Origin of the sequence: Variovorax boronicumulans (assembly GCF_009811375.1) — a bacterium.
Classification (GTDB): domain Bacteria; phylum Pseudomonadota; class Gammaproteobacteria; order Burkholderiales; family Burkholderiaceae_C; genus Variovorax; species Variovorax boronicumulans.
The window spans coordinates 228,462-240,778 of record NZ_BKDH01000003.1 but is presented as its reverse complement, the minus strand read 5'-3'; the positions used below and the strand labels follow the sequence as shown (position 1 = coordinate 240,778).

The 12,317-nt window shown below is 69.3% G+C and carries 13 protein-coding genes; all 13 read left to right on the top strand.

Features of this window, described 5'->3' with window-relative positions:
* Positions 1-110 precede the first annotated feature (110 nt).
* The 13 genes from VHAB30_RS23800 to VHAB30_RS23740 all read left to right on the top strand — a co-directional run bounded on the left by VHAB30_RS23800 (position 111) and on the right by VHAB30_RS23740 (position 12,302).
* Positions 111-1,310 carry a pyridoxal phosphate-dependent aminotransferase gene (locus tag VHAB30_RS23800; RefSeq protein ID WP_159278940.1) on the top strand — a complete coding sequence of 400 codons (1,200 nt, stop codon included), beginning with the start codon at positions 111-113 and terminating at the stop codon, positions 1,308-1,310.
* 7 nt (positions 1,311-1,317) lie between these two features.
* Positions 1,318-2,088, top strand: coding sequence for a 2-keto-4-pentenoate hydratase (locus VHAB30_RS23795; RefSeq protein ID WP_159278809.1), 771 nt, complete (start codon positions 1,318-1,320; stop codon positions 2,086-2,088).
* A 14-nt stretch (positions 2,089-2,102) separates the two neighbouring features.
* On the top strand, positions 2,103-2,882 hold the full coding sequence (locus VHAB30_RS23790; RefSeq protein WP_159278808.1) for an SDR family oxidoreductase: 780 nt from the start codon (positions 2,103-2,105) through the stop codon (positions 2,880-2,882).
* A gap of 33 nt (positions 2,883-2,915) precedes the next feature.
* Positions 2,916-3,704 (top strand): ABC transporter ATP-binding protein, encoded by a 789-nt coding sequence (locus VHAB30_RS23785; protein WP_070063414.1) that lies wholly within the window; start codon positions 2,916-2,918, stop codon positions 3,702-3,704.
* 33 nt (positions 3,705-3,737) lie between these two features.
* Positions 3,738-4,526 carry a transporter substrate-binding domain-containing protein gene (locus VHAB30_RS23780; protein WP_159278807.1) on the top strand — a complete coding sequence of 263 codons (789 nt, stop codon included), beginning with the start codon at positions 3,738-3,740 and terminating at the stop codon, positions 4,524-4,526.
* A 44-nt stretch (positions 4,527-4,570) separates the two neighbouring features.
* Positions 4,571-5,263: an ABC transporter permease gene (locus VHAB30_RS23775; protein ID WP_159278806.1), complete on the top strand. Its 693-nt coding sequence runs from the start codon at positions 4,571-4,573 to the stop codon at positions 5,261-5,263.
* A 2-nt stretch (positions 5,264-5,265) separates the two neighbouring features.
* Entirely contained in the window at positions 5,266-5,985 is a 720-nt protein-coding gene (locus tag VHAB30_RS23770) for an ABC transporter permease (protein ID WP_062480468.1), read from the top strand.
* Between the two features lie 13 nt (positions 5,986-5,998).
* Entirely contained in the window at positions 5,999-6,799 is an 801-nt protein-coding gene (locus tag VHAB30_RS23765; protein ID WP_206167823.1) for an inositol monophosphatase family protein, read from the top strand.
* Positions 6,800-6,869: 70 nt separating this feature from the next.
* Positions 6,870-8,354 (top strand): MocR-like pyridoxine biosynthesis transcription factor PdxR, encoded by a 1,485-nt coding sequence (gene pdxR, locus VHAB30_RS23760; protein WP_159278805.1) that lies wholly within the window; start codon positions 6,870-6,872, stop codon positions 8,352-8,354.
* Between the two features lie 246 nt (positions 8,355-8,600).
* Complete coding sequence (locus tag VHAB30_RS23755) at positions 8,601-8,981, top strand: helicase SNF2 (protein WP_159278804.1); 381 nt, start codon at positions 8,601-8,603, stop codon at positions 8,979-8,981.
* A 301-nt stretch (positions 8,982-9,282) separates the two neighbouring features.
* Positions 9,283-9,888: a DUF6891 domain-containing protein gene (locus VHAB30_RS23750; protein ID WP_159278803.1), complete on the top strand. Its 606-nt coding sequence runs from the start codon at positions 9,283-9,285 to the stop codon at positions 9,886-9,888.
* Positions 9,885-11,681 carry a VanW family protein gene (locus VHAB30_RS23745; protein WP_235926905.1) on the top strand — a complete coding sequence of 599 codons (1,797 nt, stop codon included), beginning with the start codon at positions 9,885-9,887 and terminating at the stop codon, positions 11,679-11,681. The genes VHAB30_RS23750 and VHAB30_RS23745 overlap by 4 nt, the downstream gene beginning before the upstream one ends.
* A 15-nt stretch (positions 11,682-11,696) precedes the next feature.
* Positions 11,697-12,302: a hypothetical protein gene (locus tag VHAB30_RS23740; protein ID WP_095950683.1), complete on the top strand. Its 606-nt coding sequence runs from the start codon at positions 11,697-11,699 to the stop codon at positions 12,300-12,302.
* Positions 12,303-12,317: the final 15 nt, after the last annotated feature.

Below are 12,317 nucleotides of genomic sequence, written 5' to 3'. Positions count from 1 at the left end.
CGTCGGCCGGTCCGCCGCGATTGGTCCGCCCCGGCGCACGGAATTGGTCCTTGTCCCGCACCGTGCGGCGTCGGAGCATGCAGGCCATAGAACACCGAGACAAGCACGACATGCAGAGCGCCGCCTCCCACTGCCCGCCATCGACCGTCGCACGCGCCGAAGTCCAGGCCCTGCGGTCCTCGAAGATCCGCGAGGTCGCTAATGCGGGCATGGACCGCAAGGACATCCTGCCTTTCTGGTTCGGCGAGCCCGACGAGGAGACGCCGGACGAGATCTGCGGCGCTGCGATCGCAGCCCTCGAGAACAGGCGCACCTTCTACGTCCAGACGCTGGGCGAGCCCGCGTTGCGCGAGGAGATCGCCCGCTACCTGTCGCGCTGGCATGGCCCGATCGGCGTCGAACGGGTGGCGGTGACGAGTTCGGGCACGCATGCGCTGATGCTGGCCCTGCAGGCGCTGCTGAACCCCGGCGACCGGGTCGTGGCCGTGACGCCGTTGTGGCCCAACCTGGTCGAGATGCCCAAGGTGCTGGGCGCGCACGTCGAGACCGTCGCATTGCAGTTCACCGCGGCGGGGTGGGTGCTCGACGAGCAGCGCCTTCTGGAGGCGCTTCGGCCGGGCACCCGCGCGCTGCTGCTGAACGCGCCCAACAACCCGACGGGCTGGACGCTCTCGCGCGAGTCGCAGGAGACCATTCTCGCGCACTGCCGGCGCCTGGGCATCTGGATCGTCAGCGACGATGTCTACCAGCGCATCAGCTTCGATGCGCCGTGCGCGCCGTCCTTCCTGGACATCGCGACGCCCGAGGACCGGGTCATCAGCTGCAATTCCTTTTCCAAGGCCTGGCGCATGACCGGATGGCGCCTGGGCTGGATCGTCGTGCCGCCGGCGATGCTGGGCGACATTGGCAAGCTGATCGAGTACAGCAGCACCTGCGCGCCGCCCTTCGTCCAGGCGGCGGGGGTGGTCGCCCTGGCGCGCGGGGAAGATGCCATTGCCCGCACCGTCGAGCGGCTGCGCCAGGGCAGGGACCACCTGGCGGCGCGCCTGGGGAGCGTGCCGGGGGTCGAGCTCGCCGCGCCCGCGCGGGGCGCGATGTACACCTTCTTCCGTGTCGAAGGCGTGACGGACAGCCTCGCGTTCTGCAAGCAGCTCGTGGCCGAGGCCGGGCTGGGGCTGGCGCCCGGCGTGGCCTTCGGCCCCGAGGGCGAAGGCTACCTGCGCTGGTGCTACGCGAGCGGCACGCCGCGCCTGGACGACGGCGTTCGCCGCCTGGCCGCCTACCTGGAACACCACCCAACCACACGATGAGGATGCGATGAACACCCAAGACATTGCGGGCGCCCTTTGGCAAGCCATGGAGGACGGACGCCACATGCCGTCGGAATGGGCCGGGAAGTTCTCCCTGCAGCAGGGCTACGAAGTGCAGCTGGCCCTGTTGCACAAGCGCCTGGCCAGGGGCGAGCGGCAGACGGGCTGGAAGGTCGGCCTCACCGCCGAGGCCATGCGCGTGCAGCAGCAGGTGCACGAGCCCTGCTTCGGCTATCTGCTGGAAAGCGGCCGGCATGCGAGCGGCCAGGCCTATCGTTTTTCCGAACTGATCGCGCCCGGCTTCGAGAACGAGCTGTGCCTGTCCATCGGCAAGACGCTGCGCGGACCCGGCGTGAGCCTGGAGGAAGTCGCAGCCGCCGTGACGCATGCGGCGCCGGCCCTGGAGATCGTGGAGGTCCGCGGTCCGTTCGCCGGCAACCTGGCGCTGGCCATGGCGGACAACGCGCAGCAGAAGGCCTATGTGACGGGGGCGGCCGTGCCGCTGACGGCAGACAACCGCGACCTGGCTGGCGCCAACGTGACGGTGCAGGTCGATGGCGCCGTCAGCGAGACGGCCTCCGGCTCGGCGGTCATGCAGGGCGGCGGGCTGCTCTCGGTGCTGTGGCTGGCGAACAAGCTGGCCGAATTCGGCCTGGCGCTGGAGGCGGGGATGCAGGTGATGTCCGGGTCCTTCACGCGGCAGTACCGCGCCTCGCAGGGCATGCGGGTGCATTCCTCGTTCGACCGCTTCGGCACGGTCGCCGCGAACTTCATCTGAGGCAAGAGGTCTCCATGGATCTGGGAATCAAGGGCAAGACGGCGCTGGTGTGCGCCGCGAGCAAGGGGCTGGGCCGGGCGTGCGCGTTCGCGCTGGCGGAAGACGGCGCATCGCTCACCATCGTGGCGCGCGGCGCACAAGCGCTCGAGGCCACCGCTGACGAAATTCGCGAGGCCACCGGCGTGCACGTGCGCACGGTGGCCGCCGACGTCACCACGGTGCAGGGGCGGGCGCTCGTCCTCGAGGCCTGCCCCGCGCCGGACATCCTGGTGACCAATGCCGCAGGCCCCAAGCCGGGCGACTTCCGCCAATGGACGTGCGACGACTGGATGGTGGCGCTCAACGCCAACATGCTGACGCCCATCGAGCTGATCAAGGCGACGGTGGACGGCATGATGGCGCGCGGCTTCGGCCGCATCGTCAACATCACCTCGTCCTCGGTGAAGGCGCCCATCGACATCCTGGGCCTGTCCAACGGCGCGCGCAGCGGGCTCACCGGTTTCGTGGCGGGCCTGGCGCGGCGCACGGCGCATCGCAACGTCACCATCAACAACCTGCTGCCCGGCTCGTTCGCCACCGATCGCCTGCGCGCCACGGTGGAGGCTGCCGCGGCCGGGTCGGGGCGTTCGTTCGAGGCCGAGCAGACCGAATGGCAGGGCCGCAGCCCGGCCGCGCGCTTCGGCGATCCGATGGAGTTCGGCCGCGCCTGCGCCTTCCTGTGCAGTGCCCATGCCGGCTACATCAACGCACAGAATCTGCTGCTCGACGGCGGGGCCTATCCCGGGACCTTCTAGGCGAAGCGCCAGCACCGTTCAAAAGGAACTCACTTGAGCGACCCCCAACGACAACAGGGCAGGCAGATCGTGTCTGCCACCGGCATCGAGAAACGCTTCGGCGCACTGGACGTGCTGCGCGGCATCGACCTGTGCGCCCACGAGCACGACGTGGTCACGCTGATCGGCGCCAGCGGCTCGGGCAAGAGCACCTTCCTGCGCTGCCTCAACCTGCTCGAAGTTCCCGACGCCGGCACCGTCGCCATCGATGGCGAGGAGATCCGCATGCGCCGGTCGTCGGCAGGGCAGGCGAGCCCTGCCAGCAAGAGCCAGGTGAACCGGTTGCGCGCGGGCATCGGCATGGTGTTCCAGAACTTCAACCTGTGGAGCCACATGACCGTGTTGGAGAACGTGGCCATGCCGCCCATGAAGGTGCTGGGGCTGTCGCGCCGCGAAGCGACGGAACGGGCCGAAGCACTGCTGGCGAAGGTCGGGCTCGGCGATCGGCTGCGGCACTACCCGGCCCACATCTCGGGCGGCCAGCAGCAGCGCTGCGCGATCGCCCGCGCGCTGGCCATGGAGCCCAAGCTGCTGCTGTTCGACGAGCCCACGTCCGCGCTCGACCCCGAGCTCGTGGGCGAGGTGCTGAAGGTGATCCGCCTGCTGGCCGAGGAGGGGCGCACCATGGTGATGGTCACCCACGAGATGGCGTTCGCACGCGAGGTCTCGACCGAGGTCGCCTTCCTGCACAAGGGAAAGATCGAGGAACGCGGGGCGCCTGCCGACGTGTTCGGCAACCCGCGCAGCGAGCGTTGCCGCAAGTTCCTCGACAGCGTTCTGTAGCCACGACATCACGAACCAAGAACTGGAGACGAAATGAAGAAATGGTTGTTCGCAGGCCTGCTGGCCGCGTGCTCCGTCGCCGCCATGGGCCGCGAGATCAAGGCCGGGGTGCAGTGCACCTATCCGCCCTTCAACTACCGCGATGCGTCGGGCGAGCTGAAGGGCTTCGAGATCGACATCGCCCGCGAGATCGGGCGGCGGATGAACGCCAACGTGCAGTTCGTCTGCCTGGGGTTCGACGGCCTGATTCCCGCGCTGCTTTCCAGGAAGATCGACGTCGTCACGTCGAGCCTGTCGATCACCGAGGCGCGCAAGAAGAGCATCGACTTCTCCGTTCCCTACCGGGCCTCCACGGCGCGCTTCGTGGGCCGCAAGAACGGGGGGCTGCTCCCGATGAAGCCCGACCACACGCCCAACGCCGGTGCGCTCAAGGGCAAGGTGGTGGGCGTGCAGCGGGCCACCACGAACGACAGCTACCTTGCGGGCGAGTTCTCCGGCGTCGAGATCACGCGCTACGACTCGGCCGAGAACATGCTGCTGGACCTCGTGGCCGGCCGCATCGACCTCATGCTCGTGAGTCCCATGAAGGTTCGCACCGACTTCCTGGAGAAGCCGGAAGGGCGCAACTACGAGTTCGTCAGCCCCGAGATCGAGGCGCCCAAGTACCTGGGCGAAGGCGTGGCCGTCGGCTTACCCAAGGGGGCCACGGCGCTGCGCGACGAGATCAACGCGGCGCTCAAGGGCATGTTTGCCGACGGGACCTTCAAGGCGATCAACCAGAAGTACTGGAGCTTCAGTGTGCTGCCCGCGGTCTGGCACTGACGCCGTCGCGCCACCGAATCCGCTCACTGATTGCTGACGACACCATGGACATGTTCAACGGCTGGGGGCCGACCATCGCGCAAGGCGCCTGGACGACCGTGGAGGTGGCGCTGGTGTCGTCGGTGTTCGGCATCGCGCTGGGGCTTCTGGGCGCGGCGGCCTGCCTGTCCCGCTTCAAGGCGGTGCGCTGGCTGGCCGAGGCCTACATCACGGCGATACGGGGCATCCCGCAACTGCTGCTGATCCTGATGGTGTACTTCGGCAGCACGGTGGTCTTGAGCCGGCTGCTCGCGCTGGTCAGGCCCGACGCGGGCATGGTCGAGATCCCGCCGTATCCGGCGGGTGTGTTTGCACTGGCACTGATCTTCGGCGGCTACGCCTCGGAGGTGTTCCGCGGCGCGCTCACGGCCATTCCCCGCGGGCAGGTGGAGGCCGGCATGGCCGTGGGCATGGGCACCCTGCAGATCTTCTTCGTGATCCAGTGCCCGCAGATGCTGCGGCTGGCGCTGCCGGGCCTGGGCAACATCTGGATCTCGACGCTCAAGGACACCTCGCTGATCTCCATCGTGGGGCTCAGCGAGCTGATGAAGGCCTCCGAACTGGCCACCAGCGACACGCGCCGCGCCCTGTTCTTCTACCTCAGTGCCGGCGCCATCTACCTCACGCTGACCGTGCTGAGTTCGCTCGTGCTGCATCAGCTCGAGCGCCGCGGTTCCCGCGGCGAAAGGACGGCCTGACCATGGATGTCGAACTCATTGTCGAGAGCCTTCCGGTGCTCTGGCAGGGCGCGCTGCTCACGCTGGAACTCTTCGCGATCACGATGGTGCTCGCGACGCTGCTGGCGGTGCCGCTGGCCATCGTGCGCGTCCAGAAGGCCTGGTGGCTGCGCTGGCCCGTCGAGGTGTTCTCGCAGGTCTTCCGGGGAACGCCGCTGCTGGTGCAGATCTTCATCGTGTACTACGGCATTGCCCAGATCGATGCGGTGCGCGACAGCTGGGCCTGGCCCTACCTGCGCAAGCCGTACTGGTGCGCCGTCATCACCTTCGTGCTGAACACGACGGCCTACGCCGTGCACATCTTCCGCGGGGCGATCCAGGCGGTGCCGCACGGAGAGGTCGAGGCCGGCCAGGCTTTCGGGCTGTCCTTCGGTGCGCTGTACCGCCACGTCATCCTGCCGCGGGCGATGCTGCTGGCGCTGCCAGCCTACGGCAACGAGGTGATCAAGACGATCAAGCGCACCTCGCTGGCCAGCGCCATCACGCTGTCGGAGCTGACGGGCGTGGCCAACACCCTGGTGGCGCGCACCTTCGCCCCCTACGAGATCTTCATTGCGGCCGGGTTGATCTACCTTGCCTTCGCGTTCGCCGCCAACCACCTGGTGCGGCGGCTGGAGCACCGCATGTCTCGCCATCTTCGCCACTTGCCGGCGCAGCACGGCACCGGGCCCATGCCCACTTGATCCAGGAGACCGCGTGTCCACTTCTTCCGTTCCCGAGTCGGCGATGGCCGAATTCCTCGCCTTCGCCCATGGGCTGGCCGACGCCAGCGGCGCCATCCTGCGCGAGAACCTGTACAGCCGCAGGGGCTTCGAGTCCAAGGAGGACGACAGCCCCGTCACCGTCGTGGACAAGCATGTCGAGCAGACGCTGCGCACGCTGATCCGCCACCGCTATCCCTCGCACGGCATCCTCGGCGAGGAGTTCGAGGGCCAGGATCTCGATGCCGAGTACGTCTGGGTGCTCGACCCGATCGACGGCACCAAGGCCTTCATCACGGGCATTCCCATCTACGGGACGCTGATTTCGCTGGCGCGCCACGGCACGCCGATCATCGGCGTGATCGACCATCCGATCACCAACGACCGATGGGCCGGGGCGCAGGGCCAGCCGTCCACCTTCAATGGCCAGCGCATCCGCAGCCGCGAATGCCCGTCGCTGGCCGACGCGCTGGTGTCGTGCAGCAACCCGGAGCCCTTCGGTCCGCGCGAGCGCGAGGCGTTCGAGACGCTGCGCAGCGCCGCCAAGTGGTGCGTGTACGGATCGAGTTGCTATGCGTACGGCTGCATCGCCAACGGAACGATCGACATCGGCATCGACTGCGGCCGCCACCGCGAGGTCGACTACTGCGCGCTGGTGCCGGTGATCGAGGGCGCCGGCGGCGTCATCACCGATTGGGAGGGGCGCCCGCTCACGATCTACTCCGGCAATCGGCTGGTCGCATCGGGCAACCCCCGCCGCCACGAGGAGGTCCTGCGCATGCTTGCGGGCGCCTAGCGCGGGCGACCGGGCCGTATATTCGAAGGCCGCCGCAGCCTGTCCGGCACGGGCGGCATGGAGATCTCGTATGCCGCGGCACTTCAACTACCCGACCTGGAGTTCGCTCTCGCTGGACCGCAGCGGCTCCGATCCGCTGCACGTCCAGGTGTTCGAGCAGATCCGCCAGGCCATCGTGCAGGGCCGGATCTCCAAGAACTCGCGGCTGCCGCCCACCCGTCAGCTGGCCGCGGAACTCGGCGTGTCGCGCAACACCGTGGTCCTGGTCTACGAACGGCTGCTGGCCGAGGGCTATGTCAGCGGCCGCGTCGGGGCGGGCACCTACATTGCCGCCATGCTGCCCGAGGAGCGCAGCGCGCCGGCCGGAGCGCCGTCGAACGCCCCCGTCGCCGCGCCGGCGCCCCGGCACATCTCGCGGCGCGCGCAGGCGATGTCCGAACTGGCGCTGCCGCCCGAGCGCAATGCCACGTTCGACCTCAGCCCGACCGTTCCCGCGCTCGACCAGCTGCCGTTCGAGCAGTTCGCCAAGGTCTCGTCGCAGTACTGGCGCTCGGCGCCGGCCGCGGAGCTGGGCTACGGCGCGCCGATGGGGCTGCCCGAACTGCGCCAGCAGATCGCGGACTATGTGGGCGAGGCACACGGCATTTCCTGCCTGCCGGACCAGGTGCTCGTGGTCGACGGCACGACGCAGGGCTTCGTGCTGGCAGGCCAGGTGCTGACCGACCACGGCGATCGCATCATCGTGGAAGACCCCGGCTACATCACCCGGCTTGCCGCCTTGATGGGCTTCGGCGCGGACCTGGTGCCCGTGCCCATCGACCTGCAGGGCCTGGACAGCAGCCGGTTCGACAGCCATGCGCCCGACGCGCGGCTGATCGTGGCGTCGCCCACCAACCAGTTCCCCTTCGGCAGCACGATGCCGCTGGAGCGGCGCCTCTCGCTCCTGCAGTGGGCGCACGAGCGCAACGCCTGGGTGATCGAGTACGACTTCAACAACGCCTTCCATTTCCGGGGCAGGCCGCTGCCTCCGCTGGCGGCGCTGGACCACGGAGGGCGGGTCATCTACATCGGGAACTTCAACCGTTCCATCTCGCCCGCGCTCAACCTGGCCTACCTGGTGGTCCCGCCCGACCTGGCGGACGCCTTCGCCTGCGCCACGCAGATCTTCTCGTTCAAGGCGTCCATGCCGACCCAGGGCGTGGTGGCCGACTTCATGGCGAGCGGGCAGCTGGCGGCCCACATCCGGCGCATGGGCGTGCGCTATCGCGAACGCGCGCAGCTCATGGAGCACTGCTTCAGGACGCTGGTGGGGCGCGATTTCGAGCTGTCGACCACCGGCTCGGGGCTGCATCTGTCGGCCATCTCGCGCACGCCGATCGACGATGCGGCGGTTTCCCAGGCGCTGCTGGCGCACCGCATCGACGTGCCCGCGATCTCCGCCTACTGCCTGAGCGAGCAGGTCCGCACCGGCTTCGTCTTCGGCTTCGGCAACACGCCCGCCGAGCGGATCGCTCCGGCGTTGGCGCTCTTCGGCAGTGCGGTCGCGAACGCCTGAGGCGCGCCCACGGCCTTCAATTGTTTCGAATCCGTGAACACCGCGGTTCGTTTTGCTACGGGTTTTTACCTAGATCGAGGCGCACAATTCATCTCACGGACCAGCCCTCAAAGCTGATCTGGGTGAACAGGGCCCCGAGCGAGGTGGCCGCCCTCCGAAAAAGAACAGAGGGGCGGTGACCCACCCAAGACCGGTTCGACATCCAAAGCAAGAACTTGAACTGAATTGAAGAAGGAAGAAATCCAAATGACCGCCTCGAAGATCCTCTCCGCCGTTGCTGTTGCCCTGATGGCCGTTGCCGGCGCCGCCCATGCCGAAAGCTATGAAGGCGTGCATCAACTGACCTCGGCCGCCAGCCGCGCCGACGTCGCCGCCCAAGCCGTCGTGGCCGCGCACAGCGCCAACCCCTACGCCACCGGCGCCAACGCAGGCCCCGCGCAAGTGATCGTGTCGACCGCCAGCCGCGCCGCCGTGCGTGCCGACGCTGTCGTCGCCGCACACAGCGCCGACCCGTACGCCGAAGGCGCTTCGTCGGGCGTGGCCCCGATCGTCGCCAGCACCGTCGACCGCGCTGCGGTTCGCGCCGCAGCCCGCGCTGCTGCCCACGGCGACGCACTGCCGCTGTAAGCAACAGCCCGAATGCTTCGCCGACGGGATCGGCGAAGGTTCCAGGTCCTCATGAAAAGCCGGCCCTGCCAACGCAGGGCCGGCTTTTTTCATGGGCCATGACCGTGAATTCTTGGCCGAAAGTCACATTGCCTTGGCCTTGCGCATCCCTCATGATTTGGGCGCGGGAGGGATGGCCGCCAGAGCGCATGCTTTCGCATTAACGCATCGCCGTGGTGCGGACACGCGAGAATCGAGCGTCGTTCCGACCGCGAAAAATGAAAGCACGATCCGTCGCCAACCAAGCGACGACCCACTACGCATGGCCCTCACTCTCGACCCCGAAGACACGCGCGGACGCATCCACGACCTGGTGTGGAGCGGCTTCCATGCCGATGCCGACATCGGCTGGATGATCACCGACGAGTACCTCGATCCGGATGAGCTCACGCCCGAGGACCGCGCCTGGATCAAGGCCGAAACCACGCGCGCCTGCGCCGCCAAGCGCGCCGCCGAGGCGCAGTGGCCCGCGCAGACCGAGTACGACCGGCTCGAGGCCGTGTTCGCGCAGCTGCGCAGCGAAAAGATCATCGCCCTGCACCGCGCCGGCAACACGCTGTCCGACGGGCACGACGACGTGCGCGAGCAGTGGCGCGCGGCGGGCCGGCTCGAGTCGGGCATCCGCGGCTGCTGCTTCTATCACGCACAGGACCTGGACGGCGCCGTGCGCTCCGGCCGCCTGTACCTCGCCTTCAGCGGCGGCATGATCCCCGAGATCGCGCAGCGCGAAGCCAACACCGTCGTGGTCGGTCGCCGCATCGTCGAGCTGCTGCGCGACGCCGGCTTCGGCGCGCAATGGAGCGGCAACATCAACGAGCGCATCGAAGCCGACCTCGGCCAATGGCGCAAGCGAGGCCCCACCGCGTGAGTGCGCAGGCCTGGCAGCCGCCGCGCCGCATCGACGCGATCGACTTCTGGCTGCGCTCGCGGCTGCTCGCCACGGCCCATGCCCTGCGCGAAACCCTGCGGCCCTCGGCCCGGCGCTGGCCCACAGGCCAACATGCACTGGCCGATGCGCCGGTGCTCGCGCAGCACCGAACCCCCTTGTGGTCCGACGGCCGGGCCGACGAATTTCCGCTGGTCGCCGGCAAGGTGCACAACCTGCGCGTGGCGCGGCCGGCCTTCGACGCCATCGAGGTGCCGGCCGGCGAGGTGCTGAGCTTCTGGCGCCAGCTGGGGCGACCGGGCGCCGGGCGCGGCTTCGTGGTCGGGCGCGAGGTGCGCGGCGGTTGCGTGGTGCCGACGCTGGCCGGCGGGCTGTGCCAGCTGTCGAACGCACTGGCCACCGTGGCCGTGCGCGCGGGCTTCGAGCTGGTCGAGCGCCACGGCCACACGGCGCGCATCGAGCAGGCCGATGCGCCGGACAGCGATGCCGTCGATGCGACGGTGTTCTGGAACTACGTCGACGTGAAGCTGCGCGCCCGGCACGCCTGGCGGCTCGAAGTGGCGCTGACTGATACGGAGCTCGTGGTGCGCATCCGCGCGCGCACGCCGCGGGCGGTGCCGGCCGAGCCCGTCACGCTGCGGCGCACGAACGACGACACGCCTACCGCGTTGCCGCTGGCGCGCGGCTGCCTGAGCTGCGACCAGACGGCGTGCTTTCGCCACCGTCCGCCGGTCGATGTCGGCGCCGCAGGGCGCACCGCCGTGCTCGTCGATGGCTGGACGCCGGAGTTCGCGCGCCACCTGCGCGAGGCGCATCCGCAGGCGCAGCGCATGCAGCCCGTGCCGCTGCGGCTCGCGTTCTGGCGCGTGCCTGCTGTGGGTTGGCATCGCGAGCCCGCGACGAACGCAGCGGTGACCACGCCTTGGGCCGCGAGCCTGCGCCGCGCTGTGTGGCAGCGGCTCTGGGCGCGGCAGGCGGGCCGGCGCCAGGCCAGCCTGATCGACGGCCAGCGCTGGCTCGCGCAGGCCTTCGCCGCGCGGCTGGTACCTGCGCACACGCATCTGGTGGTCGAGCAATCGCTGCTGCCGCATCTGCAGCGCCTCGGCGTGCTCGACGGGCGCCGCATCACCGTGCTGGCCAGCGCACTGCCGATGGCCGACATTGAAAAGAAGCTCGATGCCGCGTCGCAGCGCTGGCCTGGCGACGCCACCTTGCGCGACTTCCGCGCCGATGCATCGCTGGTGCGCGACGAAGCGCTGGCGCTCGCGCGCGCGGCGGTCGTCGTCACGCCGCATGCTGCAGTGGCACAGGCCATGGCGACGTACGCGCCGCAGGCCACGCTGCAGCGGCTCGACTGGGCGCTGCCGCAGGTGAAGGCCGCGCACAGCAAGCGCGAAGAGCCGCCGCTCGTCGTGTTCGCCGCCAGCGCGCTGGCACGCAAGGGCGCGCGCGAGCTCGCCGCCGCGCTGCAAGGCTGGCCGTGCCGCCTGCGCGTGCTGGGCGCGCCATCGGACGACGCGCGGCTCTGGCAGGGCATCGAACCCATTGAACACATGAACTGGCAAGGCGACGTGCTGGCCGGTGCGAGCGTCGTCGTGCTGCCCGCGCACGTCGAGCACGCCCCGCGCGCATTGCTGCGCGCCGTGGCGGCCGGCGTGCCCGTGGTGGCATCGACGGCCTGCGGCCTGGCCGGCGTGCCGGGCGTGCACGAGGTCGCACCCGGCGACATCGACGCACTGCGCACCGCATTGCAGCAAGCCGCCCGCCTGACCTGAACGGAGAACAACCTCGTGGCATCGATCGAACAGGCCCGCGCGGCCCTGGCTTCCCATGGCGCGCTGGCGCCGCAATCCGCCGCCGAGCACTGGCACGGCGAGCTGGCGCTGCCCGCCGCCCTCGCTACCTTCTACGAACAGGTCGGCCCGCTCGGCGAGTGGGTCAACGAGCGCGTGGGCTACGCGGGCCTCACGGTGCCGACCACGGGCAACCCGTTCAGCATTCCCGCGCTCTCGCGCCTGTGGCAGCTGCAGGCGGGCTACCGCTGGCACGGCATCACCGGCGAGCGCATCGCCGACTGGCCCGCGCATTGGCTGGTGGTGGCCGACCAGGGCGCCGATCCGTTCATCTTCGACCTGCGCACCGGCGCGATCCAGTTCGCGATGCACGGCACGGGCGCCTGGGAGGAAGACGAGCCGCTCTTTGCCGACATCTTCGAGATGGCCGCCTGCCTGGGCACCATCGGCCAGGTGTGGGACGAAGCGGGCGACGCCATCTTCACCGACGAGGACGACTGCGAGGTCGACCCGGTGCACCGCGCGCGCCTGGTCGAGCGCCTCGTGCCGCTGCTGGGCAGTGCCGCAGCAGCCGAAAACGTCGTCGACGTGTTCGGCTGGTAAGACAAAAAAGAAAAC

What these genes read in the sequence shown, in the direction of transcription:
- VHAB30_RS23770 (WP_062480468.1), top strand. Translation starts at nt 5,266, where the DNA reads ATGGATGTCGAACTCATTGTCGAGAGCCTTCCGGTGCTCTGGCAGGGC.
- VHAB30_RS23775 (WP_159278806.1), top strand. Translation starts at nt 4,571, where the DNA reads ATGGACATGTTCAACGGCTGGGGGCCGACCATCGCGCAAGGCGCCTGG.
- VHAB30_RS23790 (WP_159278808.1), top strand. Translation starts at nt 2,103, where the DNA reads ATGGATCTGGGAATCAAGGGCAAGACGGCGCTGGTGTGCGCCGCGAGC.
- VHAB30_RS23800 (WP_159278940.1), top strand. Translation starts at nt 111, where the DNA reads ATGCAGAGCGCCGCCTCCCACTGCCCGCCATCGACCGTCGCACGCGCC.
- VHAB30_RS23750 (WP_159278803.1), top strand. Translation starts at nt 9,283, where the DNA reads ATGGCCCTCACTCTCGACCCCGAAGACACGCGCGGACGCATCCACGAC.
- VHAB30_RS23780 (WP_159278807.1), top strand. Translation starts at nt 3,738, where the DNA reads ATGAAGAAATGGTTGTTCGCAGGCCTGCTGGCCGCGTGCTCCGTCGCC.
- VHAB30_RS23795 (WP_159278809.1), top strand. Translation starts at nt 1,318, where the DNA reads ATGAACACCCAAGACATTGCGGGCGCCCTTTGGCAAGCCATGGAGGAC.
- VHAB30_RS23755 (WP_159278804.1), top strand. Translation starts at nt 8,601, where the DNA reads ATGACCGCCTCGAAGATCCTCTCCGCCGTTGCTGTTGCCCTGATGGCC.
- pdxR (WP_159278805.1), top strand. Translation starts at nt 6,870, where the DNA reads ATGCCGCGGCACTTCAACTACCCGACCTGGAGTTCGCTCTCGCTGGAC.